At 69.9% G+C, this 21,486-nt stretch carries 20 protein-coding genes and 1 pseudogene; 14 read left to right on the top strand and 7 right to left on the bottom strand.

Features of this window, described 5'->3' with window-relative positions; translation table 11 throughout:
* Nucleotides 1-13 precede the first annotated feature (13 nt).
* The 8 genes from ruvX to aroB all read left to right on the top strand — a co-directional run bounded on the left by ruvX (nt 14) and on the right by aroB (nt 6,644).
* The gene (gene ruvX, locus G6N45_RS20155) at nt 14-532 is read left to right on the top strand and encodes a Holliday junction resolvase RuvX (protein ID WP_163728773.1); all 519 of its coding nucleotides are present in this window, start codon (nt 14-16) and stop codon (nt 530-532) included.
* Nucleotides 525-1,772: an endolytic transglycosylase MltG gene (locus G6N45_RS20150; RefSeq protein WP_163723992.1), complete on the top strand. Its 1,248-nt coding sequence runs from the start codon at nt 525-527 to the stop codon at nt 1,770-1,772. The genes ruvX and G6N45_RS20150 overlap by 8 nt, the downstream gene beginning before the upstream one ends.
* The gene (locus G6N45_RS20145) at nt 1,769-2,572 is read left to right on the top strand and encodes a shikimate dehydrogenase (protein ID WP_163723990.1); all 804 of its coding nucleotides are present in this window, start codon (nt 1,769-1,771) and stop codon (nt 2,570-2,572) included. Before G6N45_RS20150 ends, G6N45_RS20145 begins: the two co-directional genes overlap by 4 nt.
* 9 nt (nt 2,573-2,581) lie before the next feature.
* A complete protein-coding gene (locus G6N45_RS20140; RefSeq protein ID WP_163723988.1) occupies nt 2,582-3,016 on the top strand; it encodes a prepilin peptidase in 435 nt (144 codons plus the stop codon).
* A gap of 192 nt (nt 3,017-3,208) precedes the next feature.
* Nucleotides 3,209-3,643, top strand: a complete 435-nt coding sequence (locus tag G6N45_RS20135) for an alpha/beta hydrolase (RefSeq protein ID WP_163723986.1) — start codon at nt 3,209-3,211, stop codon at nt 3,641-3,643.
* A gap of 45 nt (nt 3,644-3,688) precedes the next feature.
* The gene (gene aroC / locus G6N45_RS20130; RefSeq protein WP_163723984.1) at nt 3,689-4,903 is read left to right on the top strand and encodes a chorismate synthase; all 1,215 of its coding nucleotides are present in this window, start codon (nt 3,689-3,691) and stop codon (nt 4,901-4,903) included.
* The gene (locus G6N45_RS20125; protein WP_163723982.1) at nt 4,903-5,562 is read left to right on the top strand and encodes a shikimate kinase; all 660 of its coding nucleotides are present in this window, start codon (nt 4,903-4,905) and stop codon (nt 5,560-5,562) included. Before aroC ends, G6N45_RS20125 begins: the two co-directional genes overlap by 1 nt.
* A complete protein-coding gene (aroB, locus tag G6N45_RS20120; protein ID WP_163723980.1) occupies nt 5,559-6,644 on the top strand; it encodes a 3-dehydroquinate synthase in 1,086 nt (361 codons plus the stop codon). The genes G6N45_RS20125 and aroB overlap by 4 nt, the downstream gene beginning before the upstream one ends.
* On the opposite strand, the gene G6N45_RS20115 is transcribed toward aroB, so the two are convergent.
* Nucleotides 6,641-7,243, bottom strand: coding sequence for a B-4DMT family transporter (locus tag G6N45_RS20115; RefSeq protein ID WP_163723978.1), 603 nt, complete (start codon nt 7,241-7,243; stop codon nt 6,641-6,643). The two genes, aroB and G6N45_RS20115, sit on opposite strands and share 4 nt — an antisense overlap.
* Before the next feature lie 33 nt (nt 7,244-7,276).
* Between G6N45_RS20115 and G6N45_RS20110 the strand changes: the two genes are divergently transcribed.
* The 5 genes from G6N45_RS20110 to G6N45_RS20090 all read left to right on the top strand — a co-directional run bounded on the left by G6N45_RS20110 (nt 7,277) and on the right by G6N45_RS20090 (nt 10,901).
* On the top strand, nt 7,277-8,362 hold the full coding sequence (locus G6N45_RS20110) for a M24 family metallopeptidase (protein WP_163723976.1): 1,086 nt from the start codon (nt 7,277-7,279) through the stop codon (nt 8,360-8,362).
* Nucleotides 8,363-8,383: 21 nt separating this feature from the next.
* Nucleotides 8,384-8,947: an elongation factor P gene (efp, locus tag G6N45_RS20105; protein WP_163723974.1), complete on the top strand. Its 564-nt coding sequence runs from the start codon at nt 8,384-8,386 to the stop codon at nt 8,945-8,947.
* 32 nt (nt 8,948-8,979) lie between these two features.
* Nucleotides 8,980-9,471, top strand: coding sequence for a transcription antitermination factor NusB (nusB, locus tag G6N45_RS20100; protein ID WP_163723972.1), 492 nt, complete (start codon nt 8,980-8,982; stop codon nt 9,469-9,471).
* Nucleotides 9,471-10,016, top strand: coding sequence for a hypothetical protein (locus G6N45_RS20095; RefSeq protein ID WP_163723970.1), 546 nt, complete (start codon nt 9,471-9,473; stop codon nt 10,014-10,016). The genes nusB and G6N45_RS20095 overlap by 1 nt, the downstream gene beginning before the upstream one ends.
* 102 nt (nt 10,017-10,118) lie before the next feature.
* On the top strand, nt 10,119-10,901 hold the full coding sequence (locus G6N45_RS20090) for an HpcH/HpaI aldolase/citrate lyase family protein (protein ID WP_308207120.1): 783 nt from the start codon (nt 10,119-10,121) through the stop codon (nt 10,899-10,901).
* Nucleotides 10,902-10,906: 5 nt separating this feature from the next.
* Here G6N45_RS20090 and G6N45_RS20085 read toward each other — a convergent pair whose 3' ends face one another.
* The 6 genes and pseudogenes from G6N45_RS20085 to G6N45_RS27870 all read right to left on the bottom strand — a co-directional run bounded on the left by G6N45_RS20085 (nt 10,907) and on the right by G6N45_RS27870 (nt 18,019).
* Complete coding sequence (locus G6N45_RS20085) at nt 10,907-12,112, bottom strand: FAD-dependent monooxygenase (protein WP_163723967.1); 1,206 nt, start codon at nt 12,110-12,112, stop codon at nt 10,907-10,909.
* Nucleotides 12,113-12,157: 45 nt separating this feature from the next.
* Nucleotides 12,158-13,434: pseudogene (locus tag G6N45_RS20080) on the bottom strand (HNH endonuclease).
* A gap of 62 nt (nt 13,435-13,496) precedes the next feature.
* Nucleotides 13,497-14,702: a serine hydrolase domain-containing protein gene (locus G6N45_RS20075; protein ID WP_163723964.1), complete on the bottom strand. Its 1,206-nt coding sequence runs from the start codon at nt 14,700-14,702 to the stop codon at nt 13,497-13,499.
* Between the two features lie 10 nt (nt 14,703-14,712).
* The gene (locus tag G6N45_RS20070; RefSeq protein ID WP_163723961.1) at nt 14,713-16,263 is read right to left on the bottom strand and encodes an ABC transporter permease; all 1,551 of its coding nucleotides are present in this window, start codon (nt 16,261-16,263) and stop codon (nt 14,713-14,715) included.
* Complete coding sequence (locus G6N45_RS20065) at nt 16,260-17,030, bottom strand: ABC transporter ATP-binding protein (RefSeq protein ID WP_197746847.1); 771 nt, start codon at nt 17,028-17,030, stop codon at nt 16,260-16,262. Before G6N45_RS20065 ends, G6N45_RS20070 begins: the two co-directional genes overlap by 4 nt.
* On the bottom strand, nt 17,027-18,019 hold the full coding sequence (locus G6N45_RS27870) for an ABC transporter substrate-binding protein (protein WP_163723957.1): 993 nt from the start codon (nt 18,017-18,019) through the stop codon (nt 17,027-17,029). The genes G6N45_RS20065 and G6N45_RS27870 overlap by 4 nt, the downstream gene beginning before the upstream one ends.
* 111 nt (nt 18,020-18,130) lie before the next feature.
* Here G6N45_RS27870 and G6N45_RS20055 point away from each other — a divergent pair, with 111 nt between their 5' ends.
* A complete protein-coding gene (locus G6N45_RS20055) occupies nt 18,131-20,983 on the top strand; it encodes a LuxR C-terminal-related transcriptional regulator (protein ID WP_163723955.1) in 2,853 nt (950 codons plus the stop codon).
* Nucleotides 20,984-21,486: the final 503 nt, after the last annotated feature.

Genomic DNA, 21,486 nt, shown 5'->3' with positions numbered 1-21,486 from the left:
AGTGCCCGACGCCATCAACGATGCCGACCGCGCACCGGACCGCCCCGGTGACCCCGCGTCGGCACCCGATCCGGGACGCGGCCGACGGCTGGGTGTCGACGTCGGCACGGTGCGGATCGGGGTGGCGGTCAGCGATCCCGACGCCGTGCTGGCGACCCCGGTGGAGACCGTGCCGCGCGACCGGCGCGGGGGCAGGCATGTACGGCGCCTCGCGGCGCTGGTCGACGAGTACCAGGTGGTCGAGATCGTGGTCGGGCTGCCGCGCACGCTGGCCGACCGGGCCGGGTCCTCGGCGCGCGACGCGATCGAGGTCGCCGACCTGCTGGCCGACCGGGTCAGCCCGGTGCCCGTGCGGCTCGTCGACGAGCGGTTCACGACAGTGACGGCACAGCGGACGCTGCGCGAGGCGGGCGTGCGCAGCCGCGGACAACGTTCGGTGATCGATCAAGCTGCAGCGGTGGGGATCCTGCAGAACTGGCTGGACCAGCGACGGGCGGCGCTGTCCCCACACGGAGAGGTCGGGGATGGCTGACGACTGGCACAACGATCGTGCCGAACCCCTGGCGGTGGGTCCGCCCCGGCAGCGGATGACCCGTCAGCAGCGGGCCCGGGAGGCCCGGCACCGGCGCCGTCGCCGTACCGCCGCGGTGGCCGCCGTCGCGATGCTCGTGGTCGTCGTCATCGGTGCGGTGTTCCTCGGCTCGCGGATGTGGCACTCGCTGTTCGGGGGCAGCAGCAACGACTACACCGGCGCGGGCGTCAACGACGTCGTCATCCAGGTCCACGACGGCGACTCCACCACGGCGATCGGCAAGACGCTGCAGGAGGGCAAGGTCGTCGCCACCATCAAGGCGTTCGTCGACGCCGCCGACGGCAACGAGGCGATCTCGTCGATCCAGCCCGGCTTCTACAAGGTGCGCACCGAGATCCCGGCCGCCGACGCGGTGTCGCGGCTGGCCGATCCGGGCAATCGGGTGGGCAAGTTGGTCATCCCGGAGGGCCGCCAGCTCGACGACGTCTCCGACGTCAAGACCAACGCCGTCACCGACGGCATCTTCGCGCTGATCTCCAAGGCCACCTGCGTCGACCTCGACGGTGACCGCCGCTGCGTGCCCGCCGAGGACCTGCGCGCCGCCGCCGGCGCCGCCCCTCCCGCGGCGCTCGGGGTGCCGCAGTGGGCGACCGGCCCGGTGACCGCGCTGGGCGCCGACCACCGCCGCCTCGAAGGCCTGATCGCGCCCGGCACCTGGAACATCGACCCGTCGGGCACGCCGCAGGACATCCTGTCGACACTGGTCTCCAGCAGTGCCGGGCAGTACGAGCGCGGCGGTCTGCTGACGACCGCCACCTCGCTGAAGATGTCGCCCTACCAGATCCTCACGGTGGCCTCCCTGGTGCAGCGCGAAGCCACACCGCAGGACTTCTCCAAGGTGGCGCGGGTCATCTACAACCGGCTGGCCGAGAATCGGACCCTGGAGTTCGATTCCACGGTCAACTACGCGCTGGACCGCATCGAGGTCGCCACCACCGACGGTGACCGCGCGCAGGCCACCCCCTGGAACACCTATGTGCGGCCGGGGCTGCCGGCGACCCCGATCTGTTCACCCGGCCAGCCCGCCCTGGCCGCGGCCGAACAGCCCGAACCCGGCGACTGGCTGTACTTCGTGACGATCGACATGCAGGGCACGACGTTGTTCACCCGCGAGTACGAGCAGCACCTGGCCAACATCGAGTTGGCGCGACGCAACGGTGTCCTCGACTCGGCGCGATGAGCGCTCGACGGGCCGGGGTGCTGGGCTCACCGATCGCGCACTCCCGGTCGCCGCAGCTGCATCTGGCGGCGTACCGGGCGCTCGGCCTCGACGACTGGACCTACGACCGCATCGAGTGCACCGCTGAGCAGTTGCCCGCCGTGGTGTCCGGCTTCGGGCCGGAGTGGGTCGGGGTGTCGGTGACGATGCCGGGCAAGTTCGCCGCGCTGCGGTTCGCCGACGAGGCCACCGAGCGGGCCCGGCTGGTCGGATCGGCCAACACGCTGGTGCGGTCGGCGGCGGGCTGGCTCGCCGACAACACGGATGTCGACGGCGTGGTGGGCGCGCTCGCCGACGTGCGGACCGACCGCGCGATGGTCGTCGGATCGGGCGGAACGGCGCCCGCCGTCGTCGCCGGGCTCGCCGCCCGCGGCAGCCGGCACGTCACGGTCACCGCCCGCGACGCCGGTAGGGCCGCCGACGTGTTGGGCCTCGCGCGCCGTTGCGGTCTGGACACCGACTTCTGCGACATCGCCGGGTTGTCGCTGGCCGACACCGCCGCAGGCGTGGACATCGCGGTCAACACCGTGCCCGCCGACGCCGTCGCCCCGTACGCCGAGGCGCTGGCCGGCACGCCGGTGCTGCTGGACGCGATCTACGATCCGTGGCCCACGCCGTTGGCCGCGGCGGTCGGCGCCCGGGGCGGGCTGGTGATCAGCGGTCTGCAGATGTTGTTGAACCAGGCCTTGAGCCAGGTGGAGTTGTTCACCGGCATGCCCGCGCCGAAAGAGGCGATGAGGGCGGCGCTCGACGCCCCTTAGCCTGAGAGGGTGGGGGAGACGGCCGCCGTCGCGGTGGCGGTGTGGCTGATCGCGTTGAGCGCGTACGACTTTCGGCATCAAAGGCTGCCGAACCGGCTCACCGTGCCGGGTGCGATGGTGATCCTCACGGTCGCGTCGGTGGCCGGGCGCGGCATGCCGGCAACGCTCGGCGCGCTCGCATTGACCGGCATCTACGCGATCGTGCACCTGCGCTCGCCGGCGGCGCTGGGTGCCGGCGACGTCAAACTGGCGATCGGCGTGGGCGCGTTGACGGGCGCGTTCGGCATGCAGGCTTGGGCGCTGTGCGCGGTCGGCGCCTCGCTGCTGACCGGCCTGTGGGGCGTGGCCCGCCTCGCGCGCGGGTCGCGGTCGGCGGTGCCGCACGGTCCGTCGATGTGTCTGGCGGCCGCTTTCGCCGTCGCGGGGACGCTACTTTCGGGGTAATCGCCCCCGGGCGGTTCCGTCGCGATACTCGGACCGTGACACCGCCACCGGTCCTTCTCTTGCACGGTCTGTTCAGCCGGCCGTCCCTGATGCAGCCGTGGACGAAGGTCCTCGACGACGCCGGATTCGCCTGCCACGTCCCGGCACTGCCGGGACGCGACCCCTCCGATGACGCCACCCTGACCCGCACCGGTGCCGCCCGGCGTGCTGTGGCCGCAACTGCGCACGCTGCCGCGGTTCCTGCCGTCGATGCCCGGTGTGGCCGCGGGACGTCCGTTCCTGCCGGCTGCGGACGTCATGCGAGCCGTGCCGCTGCACACGTTGTCCGCCGCCGAACAGGACCGGCTGATCCCGGAGTTCGTCCGCGACTCCGGCCGGGTGTTCCGGCAACTGATGCTCGGCGCGCCGATCGTGCGGGTGCCTGCCGCCGACGTCTCCTGCCCTGTCCTGTGCGTCAGCGCCGGGCAGGACCGCAACGTCGCGCCGTGGATGTCGCGACGTATCGCCGCACGCTACGGCGCACAGCACCAGATCCATCCGGGGCTGCCGCACTGGATCGTCGCCGAGTCGGCGCTCCCGCAGGTGGCCCCGCCGGTGCTGGCCTGGCTGCGCGCGGCGCTGAGCTGATCGCCGTTTTCCGGCCCCGGGGCGCGTCATGCGAAACTGGGACACGTGTTGCGATGGACGACAGCAGGTGAATCCCACGGCCGGGCGTTGGTGGCGATGGTCGAGGGCATGGTCGCCGGCGTCGAGGTGACCTCCTCCGACATCGCCGATCAGCTGGCGCGCCGCCGCCTCGGATACGGCCGCGGCGCCCGGATGAAGTTCGAGCAGGATCAGGTGACGATGCTCGCCGGGCTGCGGCACGGGGTGACACTGGGCGGTCCCATCGCCATCGAGATCGGCAACACCGAGTGGCCGAAGTGGGAGACCGTGATGGCTCCCGACCCCGTCGACCCCGCCGCGCTCGCCGACAGCGCCGCGCGCAACGCGCCGCTGACCAGGCCCCGGCCCGGCCACGCCGACTACGCGGGCATGTTGAAGTACGGATTCGACGACGCCCGGCCGGTGCTCGAACGCGCCAGCGCCCGGGAGACCGCCGCGCGGGTGGCAGCCGGCACCGTCGCGCGGGCGTTCCTGCGCCAGGCCCTCGGGGTGGAGGTCGTCTCGCACGTCGTCTCCATCGGCGCGTCCACCCCCTACGACGGACCGCCGCCGCTCCCCGGCGACCTCGCGGCGATCGACGCCAGCCCGGTGCGCGCGTTCGACCCGGCCAGTGAGGCGCTGATGATCACCGAGATCGAGGCCGCCAAGCGGGACGGCGACACCCTCGGCGGCGTGGTCGAGGTGGTGGCGCACGGCCTGCCCGTCGGCCTCGGCTCCTTCACCAGCGGCGAGAACCGGCTGGACAGCCAACTGGCCGCCGCGGTGATGGGCATCCAGGCGATCAAGGGCGTCGAGATCGGCGACGGCTTCGAAACGGCGCGCCGCCGCGGCAGCGTCGCCCACGACGAGATCTATCCCGGCCCCGACGGGGTGATCCGCTCGACCAACCGCGCCGGCGGCCTCGAAGGCGGCATGACCAACGGACTGCCGGTACGCGTCCGCGCGGCCATGAAGCCGATCTCCACCGTGCCGCGTGCCCTGGCCACCATCGACATGGCCACCGGTGAGGAGGCGGTCGCGATCCACCAGCGCTCCGACGTCTGCGCGGTCCCCGCCGCGGGCGTCGTCGTCGAGACGATGGTCGCGCTGGTGCTCGCCCGCGCGGCGCTGGAGAAGTTCGGCGGCGACTCCCTGACCGAGACGCGGACCAACATCGACGCCTACCTGCGCGCCGTCGCCCAGCGCGAGCCGGCCGCCGACAGGGTGAGGGCGTCGGGCTGATGGCGCCCAAGGCGGTGCTGATCGGGCTGCCCGGCTCGGGCAAGTCGACGATCGGGCGGCGGCTGGCCAAGGCACTGGGGCTGGAACTGCTGGACACCGACGCGGCCATCGAGAAGAAGACCGGCCGCACCATCCCTGACATCTTCGCCAATGACGGCGAGCCCGAGTTCCGGCGCATCGAGGCAGAGGTGGTCCGCGACGCGCTCGCGACCCACGACGGCGTGCTCTCACTGGGCGGCGGCGCCGTGACCACCGCCGAGGTGCGCGAGGCGCTGGGCGGTCACACCGTGATCTACCTCGAGATCAGCGCGGCCGAGGGTGTGCGCCGCACCGGCGGCTCGACCGTGCGACCGCTACTGGCCGGCCCCGATCGCGGGGAGAGGTTCAAAGAGCTGATCGCCCACCGCGTTCCGCTGTACCGGCAGGTGTCGACCATGCGGGTCAACACCAACCACCGCAATCCGGGCGCGGTGGTGCGCCACATCGTGGCGCGGCTGGACAACCCGGATGGAACCAAATCCGACCGGCGCCGCAGACGGCCCTCGTGGCGCCGGGCACCGCTGTCACTGACGGCCGCACCGTCGACGGAGGCGCCGCCGAGCCCCGCCGCGGTGGCGGCCAGGAAAGGATCCCCGTGTCGACAGAAGGACGGCCAGTGACGGAACCGGTGACGGTAGAGGTTCGCACCGATCCGTCGTATCCGGTCATCATCGGTACCGGCCTGCTCGGCGACCTCGGGCGCATCCTCGACGGGCGGCACAAGGTCGCGATCCTGCACCAACCCACACTCACCCAGACCGCCGAGGCGATCCGGGTTCACCTGTCGGACAAGGGCATCGACGCGCACCGCGTCGAGATCCCCGATGCCGAGGCCGGCAAGGATCTGCCCGTCGTCGGGTTCATCTGGGAGGTGCTGGGCCGCATCGGCGTCGGGCGCAAGGACGCGATCGTCAGCCTTGGCGGCGGCGCGGCCACCGACGTGGCCGGATTCGCGGCGGCGACCTGGCTGCGCGGTGTGGACATCGTGCACGTGCCCACCACGCTGCTCGGCATGGTCGACGCCGCGGTGGGCGGCAAGACCGGCATCAACACCGACGCCGGCAAGAACCTGGTGGGTGCCTTCCATCAGCCGGCCGCGGTGCTCATCGACCTCGCGACGCTGGAGACGTTGCCGCGCAACGAGATCATCGCCGGCATGGCCGAGATCGTGAAGGCCGGTTTCATCGCCGACCCGGTGATCCTCGACATGATCGAGGCGGACCCGCAGGCCGCACTCGAACCCGGCGGCGATGTGCTGCCGGAGCTGATCCGGCGGGCCGTCGCGGTCAAGGCGGAGGTGGTGGCCGCCGACGAGAAGGAATCCGCGCTGCGCGAGATCCTCAACTACGGGCACACCCTGGCCCATGCCATCGAGCGCCGGGAGCGTTACAAGTGGCGCCACGGCGCCGCGGTGTCGGTCGGACTGGTGTTCGCCGCCGAATTGGGCCGGCTGGCAGGGCGTCTCGACGACGTGACCGCCGAGCGGCACCGCGCCGTCCTGACCTCGCTGGGCCTGCCGGTCAGCTACGACGCCGATGCGCTGCCGCAGCTGATGGAGTCCATGCTCGGCGACAAGAAGACCCGCGCCGGAGTGCTGCGGTTCGTCGTCCTCGACGGGCTGGCCAAACCGGGCCGCCTCGAGGGGCCGGACCCGTCGCTGCTGGCGGCGGCCTACGCCGAAGTGGCCAGGGACAGCGCTTAGCTGTTCCGCTTGGTTTCGTCGTCGTGCTCGGCGACCGCGACCGGCGAGGTGTGCTGCTCGGTGGCGGCGTTGTCGTAGTCCTGCACGCCGTCGCGCCCGTCACGGTCGTCGCGCACCGCGGCGAACACGTCGGTGTCGGCGCGGTCGTCGTCGCCGTCCCGGCGCCGCGGCTGCTCGGGTGTCTTGCGGTCGACCAGCCACCTGCCGAGGGCGACGCCGATGATCGCGAACAGGAACACCAGCAGCGCGGTGAACGCGGCGAACGTGGTGACCTCGTTGATCAGGCCCTCGACGTAGAGGTTCTTGTAGAAGAGCCCGATGAGCCAGGCCACGAGCCCGCTGACCACCCCGGCGAACAGGCCGGCGAGCAGCCACGTCATCGCCAGGTCGGACCGCCGATCTGGGTCGGGGTTGGCGCGGGCGTCGCCGCGGCCGTCCGCATAACCCCAGATCAGGACGACGACGGCGTACAGCGCGACCAGGGTGATGCTGATCATCCCCGCCTTGGTCTCCCAGGCGTTGATCATCGCCCCCTGGAAGAGCCGGACGATCACCATCAGGGCAGCGAACACCAGTCCGCGCAGCAGCCACTTACTCATGGGGCCTCACCTTAGCGAGTAGCGTCAGCCGTCGTGACAGTTTCTGCCCGCCGCCAGCGGTTGCGGCTGCGTCTGGCCGACGCCCAGCTGGACGCCATGCTGGTAACAGACCTGGTCAACGTTCGCTACCTGTCGGGGTTCACCGGCTCCAACGCGGCGCTGCTGATCCTCGCCGACGACGACACGCCGGTGCTCGCCACCGACGGGCGCTACCGCACCCAGGCGGCCGCGCAGGCGCCCGACGCCGAGGTGGTGATCGAACGGGCGTGCGGGCCGCACCTGGCGGCCAGGGCGGCCGCCGCGGGGGTGCGCAGGCTCGGGTTCGAGAGTCACGTGGTGACCGTCGATGCGTTCGCGGCGCTGACCAAGGCGGCGGGGGAGCAGGTCGAGTTCACCCGCGCGGCCGGCACGGTCGAGGCGCTGCGCGAAGTCAAGGACGCCGGTGAACTCGCGCTGCTGCGGCTGGCCTGCCACACGGCCGACGCCGCGCTGCAGGATCTGGTGGAGCACGGCGGCCTGCGGGCCGGGCGCACCGAGAAGGAGGTGCGCAACGACCTCGAGGCGTTGATGCTCACCCACGGCGCAGATGGGGCGTCGTTCGAGACGATCGTGGCGACCGGACCGAACTCGGCGATACCGCACCACCGGCCGACCGACGCCGTCCTCGCCGCCGGCGACTTCGTCAAGATCGACTTCGGGGCGCTGGTCGGTGGCTACCACTCGGACATGACGCGCACGTTCGCGCTGTCGCCGGTGGCGCAGTGGCAGCGTGACATCTACTCCCTGGTCGCGGAAGCGCAGCAGGCCGGGCGCGATGCCCTGGCGCCGGGGGTGCCGTGCAAGGACGTCGACGCGGCGTCCCGGCAGGTCATCGCCGACGCCGGCTACGCCGAGAACTTCGGCCACGGCCTCGGCCACGGGGTCGGCCTGCAGATCCACGAAGCGCCGGGAATCAATGCGGCTGCCGCCGGTACACTGCTTGCTGGCTCCGCTGTGACCGTCGAGCCCGGTGTCTACCTGCCCGACCGCGGCGGCGTCCGCATCGAGGACACGCTGGCGGTCACCCCGAACGGCCCCGAACTACTGACCAGGTTCGGCAAGAACCTGGTGATCCTCTAGAAGCTAGGAGTACAACCCACCGTGGCATCGACCGCCGACTTCAAGAATGGGCTCGTCCTGCAGATCGACGGCCAGCTGTGGCAGATCGTCGAGTTCCAGCACGTCAAGCCCGGCAAGGGCCCGGCCTTCGTGCGGACCAAGCTGAAGAACGTGCTGTCCGGCAAAGTGGTCGACAAGACCTACAACGCCGGAGTGAAGGTGGAGACGGCGACCGTCGACCGGCGCGACGCCACCTACCTGTACCGCGACGGTTCGGACTTCGTGTTCATGGACTCCGAGGACTACGAGCAGCACCCGCTGCCCGAGGCGCTGGTCGGACGGATGGCCGGCTTCCTGCTCGAGGGCATGCCGGTGCAGATCGCGTTCCACGACGGCTCGCCGCTGTACCTGGAGTTGCCGGTGACGGTCGAACTCCTGGTCAGCCACACCGAGCCGGGCCTGCAGGGGGACCGCTCCAGCGCCGGCACCAAGCCCGCGACGCTGGAGACCGGCGCCGAGATCCAGGTGCCGCTGTTCATCAACACCGGCGACAAGCTCAAGGTCGACTCGCGTGACGGCAATTACCTGGGAAGGGTCAATGGCTGACCAGGGCGAGCGGAGCGCAGCGGAGCGACGGGGTGAGTGACCGCAGGGGTGACCGGGGTCGGCACCAGGCCCGTAAACGCGCGGTGGATCTCCTGTTCGAGGCAGAGGCCCGCGGCATCACCCCGGCCGAGGTCGCCGAGGGGCGAAACATGCTGGCGCAGAAGCAAACCGATCACGATGTCGCGCCCCTGAACCCTTATACGGTGACGGTGGCGCGGGGCGTCACCGAGCACAAGGCACACGTCGACGATCTGATCTCGTCGCACCTGCAGGGCTGGACCCTCGACCGCCTGCCCGCCGTGGACCGCGCGATTCTGCGGGTCGCGGTGTGGGAGTTGCTGCACGCCGAGGACGTCCCGGAACCGGTGGCCGTCGACGAGGCGGTCGAGTTGGCCAAGCAGCTGTCCACCGACGACTCACCCGGATTCGTCAACGGGGTGCTGGGTCAGGTGATGCTGGTGACGCCGCAGATCCGCGCGGCCGCTGCGGCGGTGCGGACCGGTGGGGACAGCAGCTCCGGGTAATGGGCGCGCCGCAGGACTGGGCTCCGTACTCGAGTGTCAGCGAGGCGGCGCGGGTTTATCTGCGTGACCCAGATCTGGCCCTCGACCAGCTGCGTTCTGTCGTCGACCCGGCCGCGATCCGCTCCTTCGTGATGTCCCGTGGCTTCACCGAGGAGCCGTGGGGCGAAGCGCTGTGGCAGGAGGTGATGGTCACCGACGGTCAGCGGTTGATCATGTGGCGTGCCGACGACGACGTGTCCGATGACGTGGACGGTGAGGAGCCCCGCCGAGCGCTGTCGGCTTCGGTGCGCTCGATCCTGTTGTCCACCATCACCGATCAGGTGCTGTCCACCGAATACGACGTCCTCAGCGACGGCACCCGCCGGTTGGCGGAGGTGAAGCTGCGCCTCTACACGCAGCTGATCGTGCGGTCCCGGCAGAAGTCGGCGACCGAGACCGACGTCTACTGCGAGTCGTTCCGGTTCGTGAAGTCCGTCGACAACGGCGGGTTGGCGCAGATGCAGCGACTGCTGCAGTTCGGCCGGGTGCTCTCGCGCGCACTGTGAACAAAATGTGCGCAATATGGCGTTCATCTACCCGCCCTCCCGAACATGGGTGGGGTGACGGTCTTCTCCCCAGCAAAATGCACCCGTCGGCCACACTGGTCGGTGGCCCGCACGTGGCTGCTGCGGCCGGGACGGCCGGGTTTCGACTCGGCACCCGCGCACGCGGCGGACGTGCTCGTGCTCGATGTCGAAGACGGTCTGCCGGACGCGGAGAAGCCGGCCGGCCGCCGTGCCGTGGCCGACTGGTTGCAGGACGGCGGACGCGCGTGGGTGAGGATCAGCAGCGCAGGGACGCCGGACTGGCGGGCCGACCTCGCTGCGGTGGCGGCGAAGCCCGGTCTGTCGGGGGTGATGCTCGCCAAGACCGAATCGGCGCGCGACGTCGTCTCGACCGCCGAGCACTTGCCGCCCGGAATGCCCGTTGTCGCGCTGATCGAATCCGCTCTCGGGATCGAGTCGGCCCTTGACATTGCGCGATCCTGTGCGCGAATTGCGTTCGGGATCAGCGACTTCCGACGCGATACCGGGATGTGCGCCGATCCGGCGGTGTTGGCCTACCCGCGTGCCCGGCTGGTGATCGCCAGCAGGGCCGCCGGGCTGCCCGCGCCGATCGACGGCCCGACCCTGCGCGACCAGGCCCACCATCTGGCCCGGGACACCGAGGTCGCCAAGGCCGCCGGCATGACCGGCCGGCTCTGCCTGGACGACGGCCACGCGGAGACCGTCAACACCCTCCTGAGCCCTTCACCCGGTGAGATCGACGAGGCTCGCCTGACCCTCGCACGCCTCGATGCCCCGACGGATTCCTATGACGGCAGCGCAGGTCCCACCCGGGCCCGCGCGAAGGCGGTCCTCGATCGTGCGGCGACGTTCGGTCTGGTCTGACGAGCTCAGGTGTAATCCGGCAGCGCCATCGACCCCGCGGTCTGGAACCACATCCTCTCGACGATCGGCCGGAACGGCCAGCGCTGCATCCACTTCATCACCGACGCGGTGATCGAAATGTCGGACTCACGCATCGGCGCATAGCGGTCGATGCCACTGGGCAGGTCCTGGCACCGGTCGACGTAGGGCCGCATCACCGCCTCGTAGCGGGCCAGCGTCGCGGCGAGGTGCGCGGCGTCGAACCGGTCCGCCGCGCCGAGTTCACCGGCCAGCACGTAGGCGCCGACCAGCGCCAGGCTGGTGCCCATGCCCGACAGCGGTGACGCGCAGTAGCCGGCGTCGCCGATCAGGGTTACGCGCCCCGACCCCCACGTCGGCAGGTGCACCTGGGCGAAGGCGTCGAAGTAGAAGTCGTCGGCGTCGGCGGCCGCGGCGAGCAGCGCGTCGCAGTGCCACCCCGCGCCGGCGAACCGCTCGACGAGGAGCTGCCGTTGCGCATCGGTGTCGTGGCGGTCGTAGGTCAATGGCTCCGACTGAAAGGCCAAGCCCGCCTTGGCGATCGACGGGTCGTGCGAGGGCCGCATCGACGCATTGAGCCCGCCGGGCGCCTGATACAGCAGAAACCAGCCGTCGAGCCCGACGGTGTCGGGCGCGGAGAACCACGCGTTGTAGCCGCCGATCGGCCGGACGAACCGCTCCTCGGGGCCGAAGGCGATCCGGCGTACCGCCGAGTGCGGACCGTCCGCGCCCACGACCAGGTCGGCCGACAGGCGGTTGCCGTCGGCGAGCGTCACGACCACGGAGTCGTCGGTCTGCTCGAGCGCTGCGATCGTCGCGCCGAACCGGTAGTCGACGTCCTGCCGGGTGGCCTCGTAGAGCACGCCGGCCAGATCACCGCGCAGGATCTCCAGCTTCGACACCAGCCCGTTGCCGTGGAACGCGGTCACCGGCATCTCGGCGCGCCGGCTGCCGTCCGACCGGACCCAGGCTGCGCCCTTCTGCTCGAGGGCCCGGGCTCTCATCTGGTCGAGAAGGCCCATCCGTTCGACGACGTCACCGCCGGAGCCACGCAGGTCCACCGTCTGCCCGCCCGGCCGGATACCCGGTGCGATCTCGAGCACGGTGACGCGGTAGCCCTTGCGGCTCAGCCAGAATGCGAGCGCCGGCCCTGCGATGCCGGCGCCGTTGATCAGCACGGTGGGAGACTGCACACTCCGTAATGTACGGCGCGGCAGCCGTCTTGGGGCGTAGCCACGTCAGGCGGCGTGGGGGTGGGCGAGCATGACGCTGAGCCTGCCCTCGATCGCGCTGTGTCGTCGTGTGGGTCCGGGTAGTGGTGGTGCGGTCGAGTGGTAGGTCGCCCCGGTCGGGGTGGTGTATTCGGCGGTGTGCCGGCCATCGCTGTCGTGAGTTCGGACGGTCCAGCCGGGGGCTTCTTTGGTGTAGTTGCAGGCTTCGCAGGATCCTGCCCCGTTGCCCGCGCTGGTCGGCCCGCCTTTGTGGTGGGGGGTGGCGTGGTCGTGGTGGCGGATCGGGGCGTTGCAGTAGGGGGTGCGGCAGGTTTGATCGCGCAGCCCGATGAACGCCGCCAACCCTTTCGGGAAGATCCGCGCCTTGGATTCCATCGCGACCAGTTGCCCGCTGGTGGGGTGCCGGTAGAGCCGGCGCAGCGTGGCTTTGGCGTCCTCGTCGGCGACCGCGTCAGAGATCAGGTTGCGCACCACCACCGCCGGGACGGGGCCGTAGCCCTGGATCCAGCCGGGGGCGTCGTCTTCCCCGAACAGGGTGGTGTCGGCGAGCACCAGGTTCAGCGCGATCGGGGCGGGTTTGTCGGCGGGCCGTCCGGTGACCCGCTCATAGAGGGTGTCGGTCATGACCTGCCCCCGCGGGCGGCCGTCGCCGGTGGTGTCGGCTTCGCGCTTGAGGGCGGCGTAGACCCCGACGCCCTGAGACAGCGGCATCAGGAAGGTCAGGTACACCATCCCGTTGGGGGCGCAGCGGGTCCAGGCTCCGGCGCTTTGGGCGGCCCGGTTCTTGCGCTCTACCACTGCGGCGGCGTCGAGGCGGGCGGCGATCGCGGCGGCGGCGGCCTCGATCCGCGCATTCCCCAACCCCACCAGAGCTTGCTGATCAGCGCACAGTTCGGCATCCAACGCGCGCCGGTCTTCCACGGTCAGGCAGGCCGAGGCTTTGACGATCAGGGTGGCCCGGTATCGGTGAGCACCCCGGCCTCCAACGCGGCGAGGGTGTGCGGCATTTCGTGGACCAGAGCATTGGCCATCCCGAGGTGGGTGTTGCCGTTGACCGGCGCGTCCAGCCGCGCCAACGCGATCTCCGAGGCCAACCCCCGGCCTCGTTTGCGCGCCGGTATCCCGGCGGCGTCCTCGGCGGCGCGCCGCTTGGCCGCCCACAACGCCGTCGCCCGGGCTTGGGCCGCCGCCGCAATGGCCTTCAGGCGTTCACAGCGCGCCACGACATCGCGCAACTCGGCCTCCGAGACCGTCGCGTCAATCTCGAACGTGTGTTCGAACATGCCATCGACACTACCCGGGCACTCCGACAAGCAGACAGAAAGAGCGACGCGGCCCTTCGCTCTCAGAGCTCGAGCGCCTCATAGGTGCGCCGGACGAACTTCGGCTGGGCGCTCTGCAGCTTGGCCAGCGATGTGTTGCCGGCGACGGCGGCCGCGGCGTCGACCGACAGGTTCGGCAGGTTCTGAATGAGATAGATCAGGATCACGTCCGCCGACGGATCGGCCTGCCACCACGTGCCGTACGCGCCGGGCCAGGAGAACGTGCCGGGGCCGCCGGGTCCGAACAACTGGCGCGACTTCGACGGATCGGTCACCACCGAGAGGTTCAGCCCGAACCCACGGCCGATCCAGAACGGAGCGCCGAGGAAGTCGTGCCGCTTCTGCTCCTCGGTGAGGCGGTCGGTGCGCATCAGCCTCACCGACTCCTCGGAGAGCACCCGCACACCGTCGACCGTCCCGCCCGCCAGCAGCATCCGCGCGAACGTCAGGTAGTCGTCCGCCGTCGACCACAGCCCGGCGCCGCCGGTGCAGAACGGCGGGTCGACGATCGGGGCGGGCCCCATCACGTCGTGGCGCAACGTGTTGTCCTTGTCCAGCTGGTACATCGTCGCCGCGCGCCGCCTGCCGGTGCTCCCGACGTGAAAACCGGTGTCCGACATGCCCAGCGGGCCGAGAACCCGCTCGGTCAGCACCTCGCTGAGCGGCTTGCCCTCGATCCGCGACAGCGCGATGCCCAGCACGTCGGTGGCATGGCTGTAGGTGAGTCGCTCGCCGGGTTGATGCGCAAGGGGCAGTGCGGCGAGCTCGGCCAGCCAGCGATCCTGATCCTGTCGGGTCGGCAGCTTGCGGTAGGCGTCGGCCAGCGGGCCGAGCACCGAGAACATGTAGGCCAACCCGCTGCGGTGGGTCATCAGGTCCTCGACGGTGATCGGCCGCTGCGCAGGCACGGTGCGGTCGAGCGCGCCCCGCGGCTCCGCGAGCACCCGCATGTCGGCCAGTTCGGGCAGCCAGGTCGACACCCGGTCGGTCAGCGCGAGCCTGCCCTCCTCGATCAGCGACATCGCCGCGGCCACCGTCACCGGCTTGGTCATCGAGGCGATGCGGAAGAGGGTGTCGCGCTGCATCGGCAGCTTCACGTCGACGTCGCGGTAGCCGAGTTCGTTGACCTGCAGCACATCCCCCGCGCGCCACACCAGTGTCACGGCACCGGCCAGCAGACCGGCGTCGATCGCCTCGGCGACGGAGGCCTTGTTGCGGTCGAGATTCACCCGGCACAGGCTACCGGGACCTCGAGGGTGCGGCCGTGCGCGGGTTCGCTGCGTCGGCGGATGCGTACCGGACCGCGGACAGGCGGGCCAGTGCGCTGTTCGTCAGATATCCGAACGCGCCGACGATGAGGAGAAGCCCCCATGCCGTGGCCGCGTCGAAGCGCTGCTGGCTTTCGATCAAGAGGCGCCCGATGCCCGTCCCGGCGCCGAATATGTCGGTCAACAGGGCCACGATAAGTGCGAGTGCAGACGACACGCGGACGCCGAGCAGGACACCGGGTGTCAGCGACGGCAGGATCACGGCCGACCAACGCCGCCATGGCGACAGGGCCATCGTGCGCGACACGTCCAGTCGCACGAGCGGGACCGCGCGCCGCGCGGTGGCTGTGCTCAACAGGATCGGCCACGTCACGATCAGGGTGACCGCCGCGATGCCGCTGACAAGGCTCGTCCCGAACAGCAGCACCAGAAGGGGAACCAGTGCAGCACCGGGGATTGCCGCCACAAAGTCCAGGCTCGGGGAGACCGCGCGGTCGATGCGGTGAGACGCGCCGATGACCGCTCCTGCGGCGCTTCCGAGGACAGTGGCGGCGAACAGACCTGCCAGATACGTGACGAGCGTGCGACCGACGGCGGGCAGCAGAGATGATTCCGCGTGGAGATCGGCGAGCGCGGCGAACCACTGGACCGGCGGCGGAGCCACCAGGGAATTGGGCGAGGCTGTGAGTTGCCAGGCGACCAGCAGCACGGCAAGCGGGATCAGGCCACGCGCAGACGGTGCAGGAGCACGCCGGACCGTGCCGCCGGGTCCGGCGACCGGATGCATCGGCAGGACCGCCCTCACCGCATTACGCAGCACCAGATTCAGGACGAAACCGACTGCGCCGCAAGTGATTGCATAGACCCACATGCGTTCTGGAGCAAGGGCATTCAACGACTGGACCAATGCCCCGCCAAGGCCGGCCGGGGTGATGACCATTTCGGCGACGACGGTCACGAGGAACGCGAGGATCACCGACAGTCGGGCGCCGACGAGCCACACCGGCGTCGCCGCCGGAATGACGATCTTGCGCAGCGTGTCGTACGCGGTGAGGCGGAAGGTCTTGGCGATATCGAACTGGCGCGGGTGGACCGAACCGACCGCGCCTGCGGTGTTCAGCACGATCGGCCACACCGCGGCGTAGGTCGCAAGCAGGATTTCGGCGCGTCTGGTGGGACCGAATGCCAGCACAGTCGCCGGGATCAGCGTGACGGCCGGCACCGTACGAAACGCTTCGATCGACGCCGTCGCCCACCTGCCGACACGGGGGGCCAATCCAAACGCCAGACCTGCAACCGTGCCGACGCCACCTGCGATGGCCGACGCAGTCAGCGCGACGCCGAGCGTGTGAGCGATGGCCGACAGCAGAGCGCCGCTGCGCACTTCGGCGGGCAGCGCGGCCGCGATATCGGCCGGTGCGGGCAGATAATCGAAGGGCAGTGTCCAACTCAGCAGCTGCCACAACGCGATCAGCGAGACCGGAATGGTGACAGCGGACAGTGCGGTGCCGGGTCGACTCATTCACCGCCCCGCAATCGTTCGCCGATCAGGTGCCGAACCGCCAGGAAGGCAGGCAGTTCCCGCGTCGTCACCTGGTCGCGCGCCCGGGGCAGTTCGACATCGGCCATCAGCACGATGGAACCGGGGTTTCCCTCGAGGACGATGACTCGATTGCTCAGGTAGATCGCCTCGTCGAGGTCGTGGGTGACGAAGACAATCGTTGCCCCCGTTCGGCGCTGCACGTCCAGTAGGACGTCCTGCAGGGAAGCCTTGGTCATCGCATCGAGCGCCCCGAACGGCTCGTCCATCAACAGCACCGTGGGTTCGATCGCGAGCGCCCGCGCGATCTGCACGCGTTGTGCCATTCCCCCCGACAGTCGCCGCGGATAGTCGTCAGCCCGATCGCCGAGCTTCACCATTTCGAGGGCGCATGCGGCCACCGAGTGGCGGGCTTTGCGGGAGATTCGGCCTTCGAGGCCGAGTTCGACGTTGCGCCCGACCGTGCGCCAGGGCAGCAGTGCGTTGTCGTAGTCCTGGAAGACCATCACCGCACCGGCGGGCGGGCCCTTTACCGCGCGCGCCTCGAACTCCATCGTGCCGCGGCAGATCTCCACCAATCCACTGAGTGCGCGCAGCAGCGTGCTCTTGCCCACCCCGGAGCGGCCCACTATCGCGACGATCTCACCCGCTCGGATGTCGAAAGTGATGTCCTGCAGGACAAGCCGAGTACCTTGCTCGCCGTCCAGCTGAACATCCACACCGTCGATCCGGTACAGGCACAGTGTCACGGACCCTGCCACACAAGCGAATTCACGTCGGGATCGGAGTCGATGGAGCCTGCATCCCGGGCGATGACAACGTAGGGCTTCAGTTGTCGCGCGGTGATGTCCACGGTCCAATCCGGCAGCGGTGCGCTGTCCAGAATCGCCGCGGGCATCTTGAGCCACTCCGCCATCAGCGCCCGCGCTCCTTCGGCGTCGGCCCGCAGAGAGTCGATGGCTTCGCGCAGAGACGCCCGCCATGCTGCGATCGTGTGAGGATGCTCGGCGGCAAAGCTCTGCGAAACAGTCCACACCGTGGTGATCGCCTGGTCTACATCGCCGCCGCTGGCATCGCGAACGGCTTCGACTATCACATCGTCGTGCACCTGGAAGCCGCGCGCGGCGATGGCGGCACTGAACGGCAGGGTCGCGACGACCGCATCGACGCGTCCGGCCTGAAGTTGATCGCCCATCACCGGGAAGGGCGTCTGGACCAGGTGCACATCATTGCGGGTCAACCTGTTCCGCTGCAGGAGGTAGACGACGGAATCGGTGATGATGCCAGTCAGTGAGGGAACCGCAATCGTCTTTCCTCGCAGATCGGCCAATGACTTGATCGATGCGTCCTTGGTGATCCACACGGCATTCGGATGCTCTGCGGTTTGCTGAGCGGTACTCGACACGATTTGCAGACCAAGTCCTCGTTGAGCGCCGACGAGGACGAGCGTCGGCACGCTCATCGCGATGTCGTACTGGCCCTTGGACTGTGCCGCCATGAACAGGGGGAGATCCTGGCCTTCGGTGACCGTCACGTTCAGTCCATGGCGTTCGAAGATGCCGCGGGTCACCGCGGCCTCCACGGGCAAGGTGTTCCCGGCCGGGAACAGGGCGACGCGCAGCGGGCTGAGCTGAGATCCGTTGCTGTCGGCGATGTGGCCGTCGTTGGCGCAGCCGGCCGTGGTGATCAACATTGAGATTGCAACGAGGGCACACAGCCCGATCCTGCCGATTCTCATGACGGTGACCCCCGCTCGACCTCCGCACATTCTGGCAGCTCCGAAGCAGGGTCATCGGCCAATTCGCGCCAACGGGGGACCTGGTATGGGCCCGGAGATCAAAATATGCGTGTGGAATCGCGTGGTGACGGCGGGGCGGCTGCGCCGCGGCTGCTCGAGCGCGACGACGATCTACACACCATCGATGTGATCGCCGCGGCGGCTGCGGGCGGTGCGGGCTCGATGCTGTTGATCGAAGGGCCGGCGGGCATCGGCAAAACGGCGCTCCTCGACCATCTCCGCGGTCGCGCTGCGGCAGCGGGCATGGTGGTGTACACCGCACGCGGTGGAGACCTGGAACGTGGATTCGGCTTCGGTATCGTGCGCCAGCTACTGGAGAGCACGGTGCTGGGCGCCGATGTCGCGGAGCGTGAGCGGCTGCTGGGCGGTGCGGCTCGACTGGCTGAGCCGGTGTTCACCGACGTGGAGCCTGCCGCGAGTACCGCGGACATCGCCTTCGCGACCCTTCACGGCCTCTACTGGCTGCTGGCAAACCTGGCGGAGCGTGCGCCGCTCGTCCTGCTCGTCGACGATGCGCACTGCGCCGACGATCCGTCGCTGCGATTTCTGTTGCACCTCGCGCCCCGGCTCGCGGGATTGCCGATTCTGGTGGCACTTTCGGTGCGAACCAGCCCGCACAAAGTCCGCGCGGAGCTCAGGGCGTTGACACTGGAATCGCGTGCGCCGGTCGTACGACCGCAACCACTGAGCGATGACGCGGTGGCCAGTCTTGTTCGGGCACTCCTGGGTGCGGGTGCGGGAGACCGGCTGTGCCATTCATGTGCGGTCGCAACCGGTGGCAACCCGTTTCTGCTGTCGGAACTGCTCGGTGAGTTCCGCCGTACAGGCCGGTCGGCGCGCACCATCGATCCGTCGGACGTCGATCGACTGGTGCCAGAACGTGTCTCAGCTTCCGTACTCATCCGTGTCAGCCAGCTCGGGCCCGCCGCATCGGCCCTGGCCCGAGCGGTCGCGGTACTCGGCGAGTGGGCTCGTCTCAGCACCTGCGCTCGTTTCACCGGTCTCGACGTGACGCAGGCAGCGGACCTGGCCGCAGCCCTGGTCGACAGCGAGATCCTGGTGCACGGTGAGCCGTTGCGGTGCGTGCATCCGCTCATCCGGACCGCGATCTATGAAGATCTGAGCCACGCCGAACGCGCGAATCTGCACGCACGCGCTGTGCGGGTATTAGCAGAGCAACACTGCGAACGAGGCGTCATCGGGGCGCACCTGCTGGCGACGGCGCCGGCCGGTGACCTGCGCGCCGTCGCCATGCTGCGGGAAGCGGCGCGAGCGGCGTTGGCCGGCGGCGCCCCCGAAACCGCGGTGGCACTGTTGCGGCGCGCGCTCGACGAGCCGCCGGACGATGCCGAGCGCCCGGACATCGTGTCAGAACTCGGCATCGCGGAGTACGAGACCGGCGATGCATCGGCCACAGTGCACCTACGGGAAGCGATCGACACCGCCGCAGATCCGCTCACGCGCGCACGCGCTGTCATGGCACTCGCGTGGTCCAACCACCCGGACGCGAACAGTCAACGCGCTCAGCTGCCGTTCTACGAGCAGGCCGCGTCGGAGATCGGTCTCTACGATCGCGAACTGCAACTGCAATTGGAGGGTGCCCGTCTCGGGGCGCTGTTGCTGAACCCTGATCTCCCTGACGGGTTCGAGCAGGCAGCGGACAAGTTCTCGGACTTTCCGGCGCGCACCCGAGCCGAATGTCTGATCCGGTCGTTCGTGGCGCGGCGCGCGCTCCAAGCCGGACCCGTCGCAGTCGCTGGAGATCTGGCCGAGCAGGCCGCTCGGCACCCCGCTCTCGTGAGCGAAGGGGGTCATCCGCTGTGGCGGACCAACGTCACCATCTGCTTGATGGAGGCCGAACGTTACGATGCCGCCGAGCACATGCTCTCCCGGGCCATGCGGCACGCCGAACGGATGGGGTCACCCCAGTGGCTCGCCCGAGCACAGTGGTTGCGCGGCCTGGTCCGCCATCGCAGAGGCGACCTCCGCGCTGCCGAAGTCGACGGCCGGGCTGCCGTCGACATCCACGGCGCTGCGGCGTCGTATACGAAGACGCCCGGGCTCGTTGTGGTCATCGACACCCTCGCAGATCAGGGACGGGTGGACGAAGCTGATGGGCTGCTGGTGCAACGGGGCATGGACGGCGCTCTGATCCCGACGCTGTTCGCGGTGCTTCCCCTGCTTGCCCGAGGACGCCTGCACGCGGCGGCGGGCCGGCACGAGTTGGCCCGCGACGACCTCCTCGACGCCCTGAGCCGCATCCAGTCGAGTCGTGGCACGTTCCCGTGGGCCGGCGATGCACGCGTCGCCCTTGTACCGGTCTTGCTCGCCCTGGGCGAGGACGTCAGCGCCCGCAAAATCGCCGACGAGGCCGTGAGCTGCGCCCGGGTCGCCGCGTCCCCCCGTCGGTTGGGCGGCGCGCTGCGCGTCCGTGGACTGTGCGCCGGCGGGCGGGAACGCCTCGACCTCTTGCGAGAGGCGGTCGACGTATTGCAGGACTCACCGGCGTTGCTCTGGCGCGCAGAGACTCTCGTCGATTTCGGCCGTGCGCTGCGGCTGGCCGGCCAGCACGACGAGGCCCGTGACATCCTGCGAGCCGGGCTGGACCTGGCGCACCGGTGCCGAGCCGCTCCGTTGGCCGATCAAGCGGAGCGCGAGACCAGGGCAGCGGGCGGCCGGCCGCGTCGGCGCGCCGCCGTCGGCGCAGACGCGCTCACCGCAAGCGAGCGCCGTGTGGCGGAGATGGCTGCCGAGGGGATGAGCAACAAGGACATCGCGCAGGCGTTGTTCGTCACGCTCCGAACGGTCGAACTGCACCTGTCTAATGCCTACGCGAAACTGGGCATCCGGTCCCGCCAGGATCTGGCTGGTGCTCTTATCGGCGATGGCGGGCAACCGCGATAAGTCTTCGGTCGATGCTTCGGTTCGGATCCCTGGCCTGACTCGTATTCCGCGACGAAACTTTGGGGTAAGCAGGATTTCGCGGGCAGGGGGCCGTCATGACCGGTACAGCACATATCGGGCGCGTGGGGACGTTGGCGGTCGCGCTGGGCATCGGCCTCGCTATTGCCGGACCAGTGGGTCTGGCGTGGGCGGACCCGGAGGCGTCGGATTCGGGTCGGACGGAGACCGCGACGCAGTCCGCGGATTCTGACGATGGGGGAGACACCGAGTCGGCCGGTTCAAGGGATCCCGGTACCGGGTCCGCCAAATCGGCTGGGGGGGCCGAGCCGGTCGACTCGGACAACGACGTCTCGCGACCCACCGACACCGACGAGGCGGCGGCACAGTCGGCCGACGACGGACCAGACGGTAGCCGGCCCCGCGCCAGCAAGACGCGATCGTGGCCGCGCGCACGCCTGAGCTCGACAGTGCCGACGCGGCGCCTCCGGCAGGTGACCGAGGAG

This window comes from Mycolicibacterium psychrotolerans, assembly GCF_010729305.1.
Classification (GTDB): Bacteria; Actinomycetota; Actinomycetes; order Mycobacteriales; family Mycobacteriaceae; genus Mycobacterium; species Mycobacterium psychrotolerans.
Note: the sequence above shows the minus strand (reverse complement) of the source record. Positions and strands in the feature narration are given on the sequence as shown.